The 16,030-nt window shown below is 68.2% G+C and carries 14 protein-coding genes; 10 read left to right on the forward strand and 4 right to left on the reverse strand.

Annotation, left to right across the window (positions count from 1 at the left end):
• Positions 1 to 3: 3 nt before the first annotated feature.
• Positions 4 to 1,533: a multiple monosaccharide ABC transporter ATP-binding protein gene (gene mmsA / locus AC1MBE_RS09845; protein WP_479777760.1), complete on the reverse strand. Its 1,530-nt coding sequence runs from the start codon at positions 1,531 to 1,533 to the stop codon at positions 4 to 6.
• Between the two features lie 104 nt (positions 1,534 to 1,637).
• On the reverse strand, positions 1,638 to 2,768 hold the full coding sequence (gene chvE, locus AC1MBE_RS09850; RefSeq protein WP_479777762.1) for a multiple monosaccharide ABC transporter substrate-binding protein: 1,131 nt from the start codon (positions 2,766 to 2,768) through the stop codon (positions 1,638 to 1,640).
• 267 nt (positions 2,769 to 3,035) lie between these two features.
• Here chvE and AC1MBE_RS09855 point away from each other — a divergent pair, with 267 nt between their 5' ends.
• From AC1MBE_RS09855 to AC1MBE_RS09890, 8 genes are all read left to right on the forward strand, one after another.
• Positions 3,036 to 4,058, forward strand: a complete 1,023-nt coding sequence (locus AC1MBE_RS09855) for a LacI family DNA-binding transcriptional regulator (RefSeq protein ID WP_479777764.1) — start codon at positions 3,036 to 3,038, stop codon at positions 4,056 to 4,058.
• Positions 4,059 to 4,191: 133 nt separating this feature from the next.
• The gene (gene araB, locus AC1MBE_RS09860) at positions 4,192 to 5,907 is read left to right on the forward strand and encodes a ribulokinase (RefSeq protein ID WP_479777766.1); all 1,716 of its coding nucleotides are present in this window, start codon (positions 4,192 to 4,194) and stop codon (positions 5,905 to 5,907) included.
• Complete coding sequence (locus AC1MBE_RS09865) at positions 5,904 to 6,617, forward strand: L-ribulose-5-phosphate 4-epimerase (protein ID WP_479777768.1); 714 nt, start codon at positions 5,904 to 5,906, stop codon at positions 6,615 to 6,617. The genes araB and AC1MBE_RS09865 overlap by 4 nt, the downstream gene beginning before the upstream one ends.
• 36 nt (positions 6,618 to 6,653) lie before the next feature.
• Positions 6,654 to 8,174 carry an L-arabinose isomerase gene (gene araA, locus AC1MBE_RS09870; protein ID WP_479777770.1) on the forward strand — a complete coding sequence of 507 codons (1,521 nt, stop codon included), beginning with the start codon at positions 6,654 to 6,656 and terminating at the stop codon, positions 8,172 to 8,174.
• Positions 8,171 to 9,076 carry an aldose 1-epimerase family protein gene (locus tag AC1MBE_RS09875; protein WP_479777772.1) on the forward strand — a complete coding sequence of 302 codons (906 nt, stop codon included), beginning with the start codon at positions 8,171 to 8,173 and terminating at the stop codon, positions 9,074 to 9,076. The genes araA and AC1MBE_RS09875 overlap by 4 nt, the downstream gene beginning before the upstream one ends.
• Before the next feature lie 69 nt (positions 9,077 to 9,145).
• Positions 9,146 to 10,288, forward strand: a complete 1,143-nt coding sequence (gene galT / locus AC1MBE_RS09880; RefSeq protein WP_479777774.1) for a galactose-1-phosphate uridylyltransferase — start codon at positions 9,146 to 9,148, stop codon at positions 10,286 to 10,288.
• A complete protein-coding gene (gene galK / locus AC1MBE_RS09885) occupies positions 10,285 to 11,472 on the forward strand; it encodes a galactokinase (protein WP_479777776.1) in 1,188 nt (395 codons plus the stop codon). Before galT ends, galK begins: the two co-directional genes overlap by 4 nt.
• 95 nt (positions 11,473 to 11,567) lie before the next feature.
• The gene (locus tag AC1MBE_RS09890) at positions 11,568 to 11,867 is read left to right on the forward strand and encodes a DUF4193 family protein (protein ID WP_479777778.1); all 300 of its coding nucleotides are present in this window, start codon (positions 11,568 to 11,570) and stop codon (positions 11,865 to 11,867) included.
• Positions 11,868 to 11,886: 19 nt separating this feature from the next.
• Here AC1MBE_RS09890 and AC1MBE_RS09895 read toward each other — a convergent pair whose 3' ends face one another.
• Both AC1MBE_RS09895 and AC1MBE_RS09900 read right to left on the reverse strand, forming a co-directional pair.
• A complete protein-coding gene (locus AC1MBE_RS09895) occupies positions 11,887 to 13,386 on the reverse strand; it encodes an FAD-dependent oxidoreductase (protein ID WP_479777780.1) in 1,500 nt (499 codons plus the stop codon).
• A gap of 591 nt (positions 13,387 to 13,977) precedes the next feature.
• Positions 13,978 to 14,232, reverse strand: a complete 255-nt coding sequence (locus AC1MBE_RS09900; RefSeq protein WP_479777782.1) for a hypothetical protein — start codon at positions 14,230 to 14,232, stop codon at positions 13,978 to 13,980.
• Between the two features lie 491 nt (positions 14,233 to 14,723).
• Here AC1MBE_RS09900 and AC1MBE_RS09905 point away from each other — a divergent pair, with 491 nt between their 5' ends.
• Positions 14,724 to 15,185 carry a DUF4383 domain-containing protein gene (locus AC1MBE_RS09905; RefSeq protein WP_479777784.1) on the forward strand — a complete coding sequence of 154 codons (462 nt, stop codon included), beginning with the start codon at positions 14,724 to 14,726 and terminating at the stop codon, positions 15,183 to 15,185.
• A gap of 64 nt (positions 15,186 to 15,249) precedes the next feature.
• Positions 15,250 to 15,852, forward strand: a complete 603-nt coding sequence (locus tag AC1MBE_RS09910; RefSeq protein WP_479777786.1) for a glycosyltransferase family 2 protein — start codon at positions 15,250 to 15,252, stop codon at positions 15,850 to 15,852.
• Positions 15,853 to 16,030 lie beyond the last annotated feature (178 nt).

A 16,030-nucleotide genomic window follows, 5' to 3' on the forward strand; every position in this document is an offset into this window, starting at 1 on the left:
TCGCTATTCCTTCTCTTGGGTCATGTAGTGCATGAGGGTTTCCTGGGATGCCTCGGCGATGGGCACCTCGCCGGTGACGTGCCCCGCGGACAGGGTGTAGATCCTGTCGCAGATGCCCAGCAGCTCCGGCAGCTCCGAGGAGATGACGATGACCGCCTTACCCTCCGCGGCCAGCTTGGCGATGATCGTGTAGATCTCGAACTTGGCGCCCACGTCGATGCCGCGCGTGGGCTCATCGAGGATGAGCACGTCCGGGTCGGAGAACATCCACTTGCTCAGCACAACCTTTTGCTGGTTGCCGCCGGAGAGTTTCCCGGTGATGGCCGCCACCGACGGCGCCTTGATGTTCATGCTCTTCCGGTAGCCGTTGGCCACCAGGGTTTCCTTGTTCTTGTCCACCCAGCCGCCTTTGGCGAGCTTGCGCAGCGCCGCCATGGAGACGTTGCGCTTGATGTCCTCGATGAGGTTCAGGCCGTAGAGCTTGCGGTCCTCGGTGGCGTAGGCGAGGCCGTGCTTGATCGCGTCGGCAACGGTGGAGGTGTTGATCTCCTGGCCGTACTTGAACACCTTCCCGGACGTCGCCGTGCCGTACGTGCGCCCGAAGACGCTCATCGCCAGCTCCGTCCGGCCGGCCCCCATGAGCCCGGCGAGCCCCACCACCTCGCCCTTGCGGACGCTGAGGCTGGCGTTGTTGACCACCATGCGGCTTTGATCCTGCGGGTGCCGGACGGACCAGTCCTCGATCCGGAGGACTTCCTCGCCGATCACCGGCTCGCGCTCCGGGTAGAGGCTCTCCAGGTCCCGTCCCACCATCCCGCGGATGATGCGTTCCTGGGTGACGCCGCCCTCGTCGAGGCGCAGGGTTTCGATGGTCTTGCCGTCCCGGATGATCGTGACGGCGTCCGCGACCTTGCGGATCTCGTTGAGTTTGTGGCTGATGATGATGCTCGTGACGCCCTGGCCCCGCAGATGCAGGATGAGGTCCAGCAGGTGGCCGGAATCCTCGTCGTTGAGGGCCGCCGTCGGCTCATCGAGGATGAGGAGCTTGACCTTCTTGGAGAGCGCCTTGGCGATTTCGACCAGCTGCTGTTTGCCGACGCTGATGTGCTGGACCGGCGTTACCGGGTTCTCGCTCAGGCCGACCCGGGCCAGCAGCTTGGCGGCCTCCAGGTTGGTCTTGCGCCAGTCCACCCAGCCGTTCCGGGCCTGTTCGTTGCCGAGGTAGATGTTCTCGGCGATGGACAGGTACGGGCTGAGGGCCAGTTCCTGGTGGATGATGACGATGCCGCGCTTCTCGCTGTCCGAGATGTCGGAGAAGCTGCACGGTTCGTTTTCGAAGAGGATCTCACCGTCGAAGGAGCTGTGCGGGTAGACGCCGGAGAGCACCTTCATCAGGGTGGACTTGCCGGCGCCGTTTTCCCCGCAGATGGCGTGGACCTCGCCGCGGTTCACCTCCAAGGTGACGTCCTGCAGGGCCTTCACGCCCGGGAAGGTCTTGGTGATTCCTCGCATTTGAAGAATGGGTGTTTTCATCGTCAATTCCCACTGACTGGTCGAAACTGGGCCGCTGTGCGGTTAAAGGAGGCTGCTTCGCGCGGGGTGCGGCCGGCGGTCCGGCCGCACCCCGCGCGGGCAGGCTATTTGACGTCGGCGTCGGTGTAGTAGCCGGAGTCGATGAGTTCCTTCTTGTAGTTGTCCTTGGTGATGATCACGGACTTGAGCAGGTAGGCCGGGACCACCTTGACCTTGTTGTTGTAGGTCTTGGTGTCGTTGGTCTCCGGTTCCTGGCCCTTGAGCACGGCGTCAACCATCTTCACGGCCTGGGCGCCGAGCTGGCGGGTGTCCTTGAAGATCGTGGAGTACTGCTCGCCGGCGATGATGGACTTCACGGAGCCCTTCTCAGCGTCCTGCCCGGTGACGATCGGCAGGCTGCCCTTGGCGTAGCCGCCGGTGCTGGTCAGTGCCGAGATAATGCCGATGGACAGGCCGTCATAGGGGGAGAGCACGCCGTAGAGCTTCTTGCCGGAGCTGTAGGCCGCGGTGAGGATGTCTTCCATCCGCTTCTGCGCCACGGGAGCCTGCCAGCGGAGGATGGCGGCCTGTTCGAACTTGGTCTGGCCGCTCGGAACCTTCAGGGTGCCGGCGTCGAGGTACGGCTTGAGCGTGTCCATGGCGCCGCTCCAGAAGAAGTTGGCGTTGTTGTCGTCCGGGCTGCCGGCGAAGAGCTCCACGTTGAACGGACCCTTGCCGTCGACCTTCTTGCCGCTTGCGTCGACAAGACCCAGGCCGGTCAGCAGCGAGGTGGCCTGCTGGACGCCCACCGTGTAGTTGTCGAAGGTGGTGTAGTAGTCCACGTTGGGGGAACCGTTGATGAGCCGGTCGTAGGCGATGACCTTGACGTTCTGCTCCTTCGCCTTGGCGAGGACATCGGTCAGCGTGGTGCCGTCGATCGCGGCAATGATCAGGGCCTTGGCACCCTTGGTAAGCATGTTCTCGATCTGCGAGACCTGCGTGGGGATGTCATCGTTGGCGAACTGCAGATCCGCCTTGTAGCCCAGCTTGGTGACGGATTCGGAGACGTTCTTGCCGTCTGCGATCCACCGCTCGGAGGTCTGGGTGGGCATCGAGATGCCGACCAGGGCTCCTGCGGCATCCGAGGCCGCACCGGAGGACGGGGCCGCGGAGCCGCCGCGGCTGCCGCAGCCGGTGGCCCCTGCGGTGATGGCCAGGACGACGGCGAACGCGCCCAGGAGTTTCTTGATTCTCACGATAATCTCCTTCCGCGGACAGCACAGTCCGCGAACTGGTACGGGACCGTCGCAGCGCCAGCGCTTCCGACGGTCCAGTATGGATGAGGTCCGGTTAGCCATGTCCCGACGAGCCTAGATTACGCCCGCTTGTGTTAGCGCTAACAAGTCTGTTTGATGAACGTAGCACCGGCCTGGCTTGTGAGTCAAGTCACAGAATGGGCACGGCCCGGGGGCCTTAGGGCCCGGCCGTAGGATGTTGACAACACATTGCACAGGGAGTGGAAAATGCCTCAGCCGGGGAACGCTAGTGAACGACGTCCGCCGCGTCTTGAGGACGTGGCCACCCTGGCCGGCGTGTCCCACCAAACGGTGTCGCGGGTGGTGAACAACCACCCCAACGTCAGCAAGGCCACCCGGGACCGGGTCGAGGCAGCCATCGCCGAGCTCGGCTACCGGCGCAACACCGCCGCCCGCAGCCTGGTCACCCGCCGCTCCCAGACCATCGGGGTCCTCGGCGTCGAGCTCGCGCAGTACGGACCGGCCAACACCCTGGTCGGCGTCCAGCAGGCGGCCCGCGAGGCCGGGTACTTCGTCAGCATCGCCGCCCTCAAGGACTCGACGGCGGACTCCGTGGCCGATGCCGTCCGGCATTTCACCGACCAGGGCGCGGACGGGATCATCGTGATCGTCCCGCACGGCGGCACCGTGCAGACCCTCGAGAGCCTGAACCTGCAGGTGCCGGTCGTCGTCGTGGGGGCCGGCAGCCCCGGCCGCTTCAGCGGTGCCATGGTGGACCAGAAGCTCGGCGCCCGGATGGCCGTGGCGCACCTGATCAGCGAGGGACACCGCCGGATCGGGCACATTTCCGGGCCGCGGGACTGGATGGACGCCCACGCCCGCGCCCAGGGCTGGCGCGAGCAGCTGGCGGAGATGGGACTCGAGGCGGACCTCGAGCTGGAAGGCGACTGGAGTGCCGGCAGCGGTTACCGGCTTGGCCGCACGCTCGCCGCGGACCGGAACGCCACGGCCTTCCTGGTGGGCAATGACCAGATGGCGCTGGGCCTGCTCCGCGCCCTGACGGAGGCAGGCGTCCGGGTACCCCAGGACGTCTCGGTGGTCGGCTTCGACGACCAGCCCGAGGCCGCGTACTTCACCCCGCCGCTGACCACCGTCCGGCAGGATTTCCGCGAGCTGGGCCGCCGCTGCGTGGACCTGATCCTGGCCCAGATCGAACACGGTGCGCCCAGTGCCAACACCGTGGTGGCCCCCGAGCTGGTCATCCGCGCGAGCACCGGCAGCATCGCCTAGCCCGCCCCTCCCGGCTTCCGGAACCCCGCCGTCCGCTGGTACCCGTCTGTCGGCAGACTCCTTGACAGCCAAAGTGTTAGCGCTCACAATTAACCCAGCCCGTGGTTTGGCGGGCACGTTATTGGAGGATTTCATGGACGTCACAGCAGACGGCACCGAAAACTTTGTCATCGGGGTGGACTACGGCACCCTCTCCGGCCGGGCGGTGGTGGTGCGGGTGCGCGACGGCAAGGAACTGGGCAGCGCCGTCTTCGACTACCCGCACGCCGTCCTGACCGAAGCCCTCCCCGCCGACACGGCCGGCGCCGACGCCGCCCGGCTCCCCGGGGACTGGGCACTGCAGGTTCCCAACGACTACCGCGACGTCCTGCGGCACGCGGTCCCCGCTGCCGTTGCCGACGCCGGGATCGATCCCGCCGCCGTCGTCGGGATCGCCACCGACTTCACCGCCTGCACCATGGTGCCGGTCAAGGCCGACGGAACACCGCTGAACGAACTGCCGGAATTCGCCAACAGCCCGCACGCCTACGTCAAACTCTGGCGGCACCACGCTGCGCAGCCGCAGGCAGACCGGATCAACGCCCTGGGCCGGGAGCGCGGCGAGGAATGGCTGCCGCGCTACGGCGGGCTGATCTCCTCGGAATGGGAATTCGCCAAGGGCCTCCAGCTCCTGGAGGAAGCACCCGAGGTCTACGCCGCCATGGAACGCTGGGTGGAGGCGGCCGACTGGATTGTCTGGCAGCTGTGCGGAAACTACGTCCGGAACGCCTGCACGGCCGGCTACAAGGGCATCTACCAGGACGGCAAATACCCTTCCGAGGACTACCTCGCCGCCCTGAACCCGGACTTCCGGGACTTCGTTAGCAGCAAACTTGAGCACACGATCGGCCGGCTCGGCGACGCCGCCGGCTCCCTCACAGCGGAGGCCGCCGCCTGGACCGGCCTGCCCGAGGGAATCGCCGTCGCCGTCGGCAACGTGGATGCCCACGTCACCGCCCCGGCCGCCCGCGCCGTCGAACCCGGACAACTGGTCGCGATCATGGGCACCTCCACCTGCCACGTCATGAACGGGGCTGACCTGAGCGAGGTACCGGGCATGTGCGGCGCGGTCGACGGCGGAATCGTGGACGGGCTCTGGGGCTACGAGGCCGGCCAGAGCGGCGTGGGCGACATCTTCGGCTGGTTCACCAGCAACGGGGTCCCGCCCGAATACCACGACGCCGCGGCCCGCAGGGGTCTCGGCATCCACGAATACCTCACCGAACTCGCCTCGCGCCAGGCGATCGGCGCGCACGGCCTGATCGCCCTGGACTGGCACTCGGGCAACCGATCGGTGCTGGTGGACCACGAGCTGTCCGGCGTCATCGTCGGCCAGACGCTTGCCACCCGCCCCGAAGACACCTACCGGGCCCTGCTGGAGGCGACGGCGTTCGGCACCCGCACGATCGTGGACGCCTTCCGGGACGCCGGGGTACCGGTCCGCGAATTCATCGTGGCCGGCGGCCTGATCAAGAACCAGCTGCTGATGCAGATCTACGCCGACGTCACCGGCCTCCCGCTCTCCACGATCGGATCCACCCAGGGCCCGGCCCTGGGCGCGGCGATCCACGCGGCGGTCGCCGCGGGCCGCTACCCCGATGTCCGGTCCGCCGCCGAAGCCATGGGCGCCGAACCGGGGGCGGTCTACACGCCGATCCCGGAAAACGTGGCCGCCTACGAAGAACTCTTCCGCGAATACCGGACCCTGCACGACTACTTCGGCAGGGGAGCCAACGAGGTCATGCACCGGCTCAAGGCGATCCAGCGCCGGGCCGCCGCACCGCTGCTGTCCGCCGGAGTCCCGGCGTGAGCGCCGGAGCGGAGGGCCTGCCGGAAACCATCGCCCGGCTCCGCCGGGAGGTTTGCTCCCTGCACGCCGAATTGACCCGGTACGAACTAGTGGTCTGGACTGCCGGGAACGTCTCCGCCCGGGTCCCCGGCCATGACCTCATGGTGGTCAAGCCCTCCGGCGTCTCTTACGATGAGCTGACCCCTGAGCTCATGGTGGTCACGGACCTGTACGGCACCCCCGTGACCTCCGCCGGGGACGGCTCCCCGGCGGCGTGGCAGAACCCGGAACTCACGCCGTCGTCGGACACCGCCGCACATGCATACGTCTACCGGCATATGCCGGAGGTGGGCGGTGTGGTCCACACTCACTCCACCTACGCCACCGCGTGGGCGGCCCGGGGCGAAGCGATCCCCTGCGTGCTGACCATGATGGGGGACGAATTCGGCGGCAGCATCCCGGTGGGGCCGTTCGCCCTGATCGGCGACGACGCGATCGGCCGCGGGATCGTCGAGACCCTGTCCGGCTCGCCCTCGCCGGCGGTGCTGATGCAGAACCACGGACCCTTCACCATCGGCAAGGATGCCCGCGCGGCTGTCAAGGCCGCCGTGATGTGTGAAGAGGTGGCCCGCACCGTTCACATTTCGCGCCAGCTCGGTGAACCGCTGCCGATCGACCAGGCCCAGATCGAGGCCCTGCACGCCCGCTACCAGAACGTCTACGGCCGCTAGGGCCGGGACCAGCCCAAGAATTTCCAGGAGAAACCCATGACCCACGCCCACAACACCTCCCTTGAGTCCTATGAGGTCTGGTTCCTCACCGGTAGCCAGCACCTCTATGGCGAGGCCGTCCTCAAGCAGGTGGCGGAGCAGTCGCAGGAAATCGCCCGCCAGCTCAACGGCTCCTCCGACGTCCCGGTCCGGGTGGTCTGGAAACCGGTGCTGACCGACTCGGATGCGATCCGGCGGACCGCCCTCGAAGCGAACTCCGACGACGCGGTAATCGGTGTTACCGCCTGGATGCACACCTTCTCGCCGGCGAAGATGTGGATCCAGGGCCTGGACCTGCTGCGCAAGCCGCTGCTCCACCTGCACACCCAGGCCAACGTGGAGCTTCCCTGGGCGGACATCGACTTCGACTTCATGAACCTGAACCAGGCCGCGCACGGCGACCGCGAGTTCGGTTACATCCAGTCCCGGCTAGGCATTCCGCGCAAAACGGTGGTGGGCCACGTGTCCAACCCCGAGGTCACCCGCCAGGTGGGGGTGTGGCAGCGCGCCTCGGCTGGCTGGGCGGCGGTGCGGACGCTTAAACTGACCCGCTTCGGGGACAACATGCGCAACGTCGCCGTCACCGAGGGCGACAAGACCGAGGCCGAACTGCGCTTCGGCGTCTCAGTCAACACCTGGTCCGTCAACGAGCTCGCCGACGCCGTGCACGGCGCCGCGGAGTCCGACGTCGACGCACTGGTGGCCGAGTACGAGCGGCTCTACGAGGTGGCCGCCGAGCTGAAAACCGGGGGAGCGCGGCACGAATCGCTGCGCTACAGCGCCCGGATTGAACTGGGGCTGCGGCACTTCCTGGAAACCAACGGGTCCGCGGCGTTCACCACGTCCTTCGAGGACCTCGGCGCGCTGCGCCAGCTCCCCGGCATGGCCGTCCAGCGGCTGATGGCGGACGGCTACGGCTTCGGCGCCGAAGGAGACTGGAAGACCGCGCTCCTGGTCCGCGCCGCCAAGGTCATGGGCGCCGGACTGCCCGGCGGCGCCTCCCTGATGGAGGACTACACCTACCACCTCACGCCCGGCCAGGAGAAGATCCTGGGCGCCCACATGCTGGAGGTCTGCCCCTCGCTGACCGCCTCGAAGCCGCGCGTCGAAATCCACCCGCTCGGCATCGGCGGCAAGGACGACCCCGTCCGGATGGTCTTCGACACCGACGCCGGCCCCGGCGTCGTGGTGGCGCTCTCGGACATGCGCGACCGCTTCCGCCTGGTCGCAAACGCCGTCGACGTCGTGGACCTGGACGAGCCGCTGCCCAAGCTGCCTGTGGCGCGTGCCCTCTGGTCGCCCAAGCCGGACTTCGCCACCTCCGCCACGGCGTGGCTGACCGCCGGCGCGGCACACCACACCGTACTGACCACGGCCGTCGGCATGGACGTGTTCGAGGATTTTGCCGAGATCGCCCGCACCGAACTGCTCGCGATCGACGAGGGCACCACGATTAAGCAGTTCAAGAAGGAACTGAACTGGAACGCGGCGTACTACCGGCTGGCCGGCGGCCTGTGACCTGGACCGACCACCGGATCCAGGCCGGCGGCTACAGCGCCGTCTTCACCGCGCGGGCCGGCGCCCTGCGCCAGTTGCGGCACGGGGACCGCGACCTGGTGCTTCCGTTCCCGGCCGGCGGACCGATCCCGGACTTCCGCGGCATCATCGCAGCCCCCTGGCCGAACCGGATCGCCGACGGCCGCTACAGTTTCGACGGCGAAAGCCACCGGCTGCCGGTCAACGAGCCCGGGCGAAGCTGCGCCCTGCACGGCCTGGGCCTCGGCCAGGACTGGACAGCCGAAGCCCGCGGGGAGTCCTCGCTGGTGCTCTCCTGCACCCTCGGCCCGGCCCCGGGCTACCCCTTCACGGTCCGGCTCACCGCCAGCTACCGGGTAGACGGAGACGGCCTGCACGCCGAGGTGACGGCAACCAACGCCGGGGACCGGGCCGCGCCGTACGGCATCTGCCCGCATCCCTACCTGCTGGCCGGCCCCGCACCGCTGGATGAATGGACCCTGGAATTCCAGGCCGACACCTTCCTGGCGGCCGACCCGGAACGCCGCCTGCCCGCCGGGCGGCAGCCGGTGCGCGGGCACGCCTACGACTTCAATACCCCGCGCCCCATCGGCGCGACGATGATCGACAACGCCTTCACCGGGCTGGGCTTCGACGACGGCGACTGCGCCCGGCTTCTCGTCCGGGATCTCGGCGGCAGCGGCGTCGGCATGTCCTGGGACCGGAACCTGCCCTGGCTGCAGCTGTACACCGGCGACACCGAACCGCCCAGGCCCGGCAGCAGGGCCGGGCTCGCCGTCGAACCGATGAGCTGCCCGCCGGATGCCTTCAACAGCGGGGACGACCTGGTGCGGCTCGAGCCGGGGGAGTCGCACCGGGCCTCGTGGAGCATCTTCGCCGTCTAGCTGCAGACGCCGCCCGGCCGGATGACGCGCCCCGCCTCCCCGATTTCAAACTTTCCAAAGGACCACACCATGACCAGCAGCACCAGCCGCGCCGCTGCCGCCGCATCGCCGACGGCGGTCAGCAGCACGCGCCTCGCGGACGGGCGGGAACTGCTCTACTTCGACGACGGCACCACCCCGCGCCCGCACCGCGGGGAAGACACCCGCGAGCTGCCCGCGCGGGGCCCCTCGGGGGAGGTCCGCTTCGACGCGCTGACCGGCGAGTGGGTGGCCGTGGCGGCCCACCGCCAGCACCGGACGCACCTGCCGCCGGCGGACGAGTGCCCGCTCTGCCCGAGCACGCCGGGCCGGCCCTCGGAGATCCCGGCGCCGGACTACGACGTCGTCGTCTTCGAAAACCGCTTCCCCTCGCTGGGGCCGGGCCTCGCCGCCGCGCCGGCCGCGCCCGGCTGGGGCACCCGCGGGACAGCCGGCGGCCGCTGCGAAGTGGTGGCGTTCACGCCCGACCACACCGGTGCGTTCGCCGAGCTGGGCACCCGGCGGGTCCGCACCGTGATTGACGCCTGGGCGCACCGCACCGCGGCCCTCAGCGCGCTGCCCGGGGTCCAGCAGGTGTTCTGCTTCGAGAACCGCGGCCAGGACATCGGCGTGACGCTGCACCACCCGCACGGGCAGATCTACGCCTACCCCTACATCACACCGCGGGCCGCGGTGATGGCCAGGGCCGCCGAGGCCTTCTTCGCGGACACGGGACGAACCCTCACCGGACACATCCTGGCCGCGGAGCGGGCGGACGGGTCGCGCATGCTGGTTGAAGGCGAGCACTTCAGCGCCTACGTCCCGTTCGCGGCGCGCTGGCCGCTCGAAATCCACCTCGTCCCGCACCGCCAGGTGCCCGACCTCGCGGCGCTGAACGGCGCCGAACGCGACGAACTCGCCGTGCTGTACCCGGATCTCCTGGGCCGCCTCGACGGTTTGTACGGCACCCCGACGCCGTACATCAGCGCCTGGCACCAGGCCCCACTGGACCCGGCCCTGCGCCGCTCCGGCTACCTCCAGCTGCAGATCACCTCGCCGCGGCGGGCCGCGGACAAGCTCAAATTCCTGGCCGGCTCCGAGGCCGCGATGGGCGCCTTCATCAACGACACCACACCGGAACAGGTCGCCGCCGCGCTGCGCGCCACCGCGGCAGGCAGGACAGGAACGCCATGACACCGACGGACACGGCCGGCCCCGCCGGCGCAGCAGCGGTTGCCGACGCCTTCACCGCACACTTCGGGCATGCCCCGGACGGGCTGTGGCAGGCCCCCGGGCGCGTCAACCTGATCGGCGAGCACACCGACTACAACGAGGGCCTGGTCCTGCCGTTCGCCATCGACCGCACGACGACGGTCGCCGTCGCCGCCCGCAGCGACCGCCGGGTGCTGCTGGCATCCGCGTTCGGCGCGGCGGCGCCGGTCGAGTTCGACCTCGACACCTTCGATCCCGGCACGTTCAACCCGGGGCCCGCGGGGGACTGGTCCGCCTATCCCGCCGGCGTTGCCTGGGAGCTCGAACGCGCCGGGGTATCCGTGCCGGGGTTCGAACTGTTCGTTTCCTCCGACGTCCCGGTCGGCGCGGGACTGTCCTCCTCGGCGGCGCTGGAATGCGCCGTCGCATCCGCCCTCGCCGACCTGGCCGGGGCGGATCTGGCCGCCACCGAGCTGGCGGATATCGGCCGCCGCGCGGAGAATAACGTCGTCGGCGCCCCCACCGGGATCATGGACCAGTACGCCTCCATGCTGGGCGCCGAGGACTGCGCGGTGTACCTGGACTGCCGCGACGGCAGTTTCGCCCTCGTCCCGCTGGGGCTCCAGGAGGCAGGATTGGTGTGCCTGGTGATCGACACCAAGGTCTCCCACGCCCACGCCAGCGGCGGCTACGCGGCGCGCCGGGCCTCCTGCGCCCGGGGCGCGGACCTGATGGGCGTGGCCGCCCTGCGGGACCTCGGCGCCGCCGATCTTCCCCGGGCCGAAAGTATTCTCGACGGGGAAACCTTCCGGAGGGTCCGCCACATCATCCATGAAAATGAGCGGGTGGCGCGGACCGCCGGGCTGCTGGAAAGCCGGGGCGCCGCCGCGATCGGCGCGCTGTTGGATGCCAGCCACCGCTCCATGCGCGACGATTTCGAGATCTCCTGCCCGGAACTCGACCTCGCGGTGGAGACCGCCCGCGCCGCCGGAGCGATCGGGGCCCGGATGACCGGCGGCGGCTTTGGCGGCTCCGCGATTGCGCTGGTTCCCGGGCCCGACATCGGCCGCGTGGAAGAGGCCGTGCAGCAGGCCTTTGCCGGGCACGGATTCCGGGCGCCGGACATCTTTGCCGTACGGCCCGCCGCGGGGGCCCGGCGGCTCTGAGGCCGGCGCCGTCTCCGGCGCCGGGAACATCCACCCGGTCGCTGGCGTTGAAGGCATGTCAGGAACTAAATCTGCCGAACGTGAGGATCTTCCCCATGGCAACCGATTACGACGAAGTCCGTTCCGACGTCAAGGAATCCCAGGAACGCTCCCTTGAGGCGTTGCAGTCCGCGAATGCACCGGATGCCCGCAGCGTAGTCCGTGAGCTGGACGGGGCCGATGACCTTCAGGAGGGTGTGACCCCCGGAGGTGAGCTTGTCCTGGAGGAACTGGTGGTTGAAGTCGTTCCGCAGGCCCCGGACGAGTTCACCTGCTCTTCCTGTTTCCTGGTCCGCCACAAGGCGCAACTCGCCCGGGAAGAGGGCGGCCACTCCTACTGCATCGACTGCGCCTAGTAGTAGGGTCAATCCAGCTTTACCGCGGACTGTCGGTGTCCGCGAGCCGCTCCGTGGCCGGTCCCTGGAGGACCTCACCCGAGGCGGTGAAACGCGAGCCGTGCAGCGGGCAGTCCCAGGACAATTCGGCGTCGTTCCAGCGGAGGATGCCGCCCAGGTGGGTACAGACGGCCGAGACGCGGCACGTTTTACCGCCGACCGTGGACACCGCGACGGGTTTGTGGCCGTCCCGGACGACGCTGCCGCTGCCTTCGGCGGGGACAGCGGCGGAATCCGGCCGGGCGAGCTCGGCCTTGGCCCATCCCCCGGTCATCGTCTTGGCCACGTCGGCGTTCAGGGCGACGGCTGCGGCGGCGCCCCGCGGCGAGGTGATCCTCCGGTGGATGGTCTCGGCCCACGGGACCTGTCCGCCCAGGATCTCGGCGCTGATCGCCAGCGAGGCCGCGATTGCGTTGCTCATGCCCCATTTGTTGTAGCCGGTGGCGAAAAAGATCCTTCCGCCGCCGCGTGGCATTTTCCCGAAGAACGGCATCAGGTTGGTGGCCCGGTAGTCCTCACCGGACCAGGTGTGGGTCACCTCCGCGCCGGGAAAATGGTGCCGCGTCCAGTCCAGCAGCTCATTCAGCCGGGCCCGCGGGGACGGTTCCCTTCCCACCGGGTGCCCGTTGCCGCCGGAAATGAGCACCTCCCCGGAGTCGGTCGGGTAGGTCCGCAAAGAACGTCCGGGAGACTCGGCGGACAGGTACATGCCCGACGGGACGGGAGTCGACGCGGGTACCCGGAACGCGGCGGCGTAGGACTGGGAGGGTTTCAGCTTGGCGAAGTACAGGCCCCGGTCCAGGATCGGGATTCCGGTGGCAAGCACCACACGTTCGGCCTGGACACTACCGGCAACCGTCCGGACTGAGAGGCGCCGGCCTCCGGTGACATCGTGAACCCGCACGCCCTCGACGAGGACGCCGCCGTGGGAACGGAAATCCGCTGCCAGGCTTTCGAGCACATCCATTGGATTGAACTGTGCCTGGTCGGCCAGGCGGACGGCAGCGCGGGTGCCAAACGGCAGCCCTGCATCCGGGCTTTCCGCCAGGTCCAGTCCGGCGGCCCGGCCCACGGCAAGTTCGGCACGAATGCTTTCCTCGCCTTTTCCCGTCATGGCGAAGGTGTAGGCATCCCGGCGCTGGAAATGCACACCGTTGGTCTCGAGGTGCCGCAGCAGCCAGGCCTGCCCTTCCCGGTTGGCCTCGACGTAGGCGTTGACCACCTCCTGGGAATACTGCCGGCGCAGTGCAGAAAGCACCGTTCCCTGCAGCAGGCTCAGCTTCGCGGTGGTGTTCCCGGTGGTCCCCGCACCCACCGACCTGGCCTCCACCACGGCGACCTCCCTGCCGGACCGCGCCAGCAGTGCCGCCGTCGCGAGCCCCGTGATCCCGGCTCCCACCACGACCGTGTCGTACACGGCATCCGGAACAAAGTGGTCACTGCTGATTGTCCGCCTGTCATCCCGCCAAAGTGAAGTCATCTTCGAGCACTCCTGTCCCCTGAGGCGCCCCGGGGCCGCCGCCCGCGGCTCTCGGTCTCCGCTGATCCCGCCAGCCTAGGGAATACTGGCGGTTTCCATAAGCCCCTGACTCCAGCCGGTTCAGTGCCGGGCTTCCCCGACCGGACCCTGACTCGCGCGCGTAACGAGTCCATTGACCTTGAGGACTTCCAGAAGGCAGTCCTGGCCGAGGCGCTGCTGATCGCGGGCCTGAATAACCCGGGGGCGGCACTCCAGATACCCGGGATGGGACCCTTTTACGTCGCGGGCAGGCAAATAGTAAGCGAAGGTAAGGCGCGATATTGAGCCGGGCAGCTCCTCTGACGCCACGGCTGGGAGTTGATCCGGGAGACGGCTGGTGACGGCACGGGAAGTGCCGCGGAGGCGGGTCCACGCCGCAGGGCGGCGGGTCCACGCCGCAGGGGCGGCGGGCCCGCTGGCCGCCCTGCTGGCTTCCGGCGCCGCCCGGCAGGTTTTGCACCTGATGTCTCAGCGGCGGGGTTAGTCCCACAGCCACCCAGATCCGGACGGTGTCTCAGTGACCGCAACCAGGAACCTCCGGCAGGCAACTTGTCAGGACGCCGGGGGATAGCTCTCCAGCAGGTAGTCTGCGGCCGCCGGGCCGATGATGCGCCGCCGGTTGCTGCACCATTCGACGCCCCAGCGTTCCATGGATGCCCGGAAATCGATGTCCTGCACGGGAGTGATGTTGTGGAGCAGGCACCAGCTTGTGTAAAGGCCATACAGGCAATCCGGGCCCAGCAATTGCTCGGTTTCGTCAGGAACGGTGGCTTCGACGAGAAATCGTTCAAAGTGCGACTTGGTCATCACGGCTCTTTCGGAAGGTGCATCAGTGTGCCACCGTGCTGCTACAGCGGCTCGCTTTGCTGCCGTGCACCCGGCGGCAAAGGCCCCTCCGCAGAGGACTGATTCAAACTTAGGAAGTTCCGGCGCGACTGTCCAGAGGGCTTTCTGCTTCGCCGTAGGGTGCCCCTTTCGGACGTTGGGGCTGTCCGGCTAGAAGTGCGTGGGGCGCAGGGGAAAGAGATGCCACCGGCCTCTGGACACGGATAATCAGCAGGCTTACCGTCGTAATGTGACCCCATTTGGGAAGGGGCGCAGCGGTCCAAAGTTGCCTCACCCGGAGCCGTACAAATTCACACCAGCCAGCACATCCCAGGAGGCAGCACCAGATCCGGCGCGGGAAGCCTCACAGCGGGCTGAATGTCGCCGCATCGGCGGGAAAGGCCTCCGGGGGCAATGCCGGAAGCAGCAGGAGCTGGATATTCAAGAATCAGGACCTAAGGGGAGTAACTGAAATGGTAAGCACAGGCCGAACGGCCAGCGCCAGGACGGCGCTGCAGAAGGCAGCCATGGCGGTGGGGGCTGTCTTCCTGCTGGTGGGGGTTCTCGGATTCGTTCCCGGGATCACCACCAACTACGACTCGCTGGGTGTGGCCGGCCCGACCTCCGAGGCCCTGTTGCTCGGGGTCTTCCAGGTCTCAATACTCCACAACATAGTGCATCTGCTCTTCGGCATAGCCGGACTGCTCGGCAGCCGCACTCAGTCCAGGGCGTTCTTGCTCTATGGCGGGATTATCTACCTGGTCCTCTGGATCTACGGGCTTGTTATCGGTCACGATTCCCCGGCCAACTTTGTCCCTCTCAACAACGCGGACAACTGGCTCCACCTCGTGCTCGGGATCGGAATGATTGCCTTGGCGCTGCTCTTGTCCCGCGAGTCAAGCGTGGCGCGGACTTCGAGCGCCCGGCAGCCGTGAGTTGATAGGACCGCATGCGGACCTCGGCGGGGTCGCCGGAACGGCGGCCCCGCCTGCTGTTGACGTGCTCATTTCCACCTGTGATCGTCCGGCGGAACTGGCGGTGACACTGGCAGGGTTGGCGGCCCAATCCCATCCGTCCTTCCGCGTCATTATCCGCGACCAGTCCCGGGGTGAGGCCGCCTGGCTGCACCCTGCGGCGGCCGCAGTGGTCCGTGTCTTAAAGGCTCAGGGGCGGGAGGTGGTCCTCTTCCGCCACCTTCCCCGCCGCGGGCTCGCGGAGCACCGCCAGTTCCTTTTTGACCGGTCCGCCGCAGACAGGTGCCTCTTCCTGGACGACGACATCTGGCTGGAACCCGGTGCGGTGGAGCGCCTCCAGGAGGCGCTGGACCGCCTGGGGTGCGGGTTCGTGGGCATGGCGCCGCAGGGGCTTTCCTATCTGCCGGACAGGCGGCCCAGTGAAACCACCGCCTTCGAGGCCTGGGACGGGCCCGTGCAGCCGGAGACGGTCCGGCCGGGCACAACCGCTTTCAACAGGTGGCCGTTACACAATGCCGCCAACCTGACCCATCTTGCCCGGGAACTGGACCTCAAACCGTGGCAATGGCTCGCGTACCGGGTGGCGTGGCTGGGAGGGTGCGCGATGTACCGGCGCGCCCAACCTTGAAGACGCCGGTGCGTTCCGCTTCTGGACGCAGTTGGGGCCGGATCACTCGGGTGAGGACGTCCTTGCCCAATGGCGGGTGATGGAGAAATTTGGCGGCGCCGGCATTCTCCCCTCGGCTGCGGTGCACCTTGAATCCCCCACTACCGTTACCGACAGAAACGTTGAAGCCTACGACGTG

This window comes from Arthrobacter sp. BG5 (genome assembly GCF_056680155.1).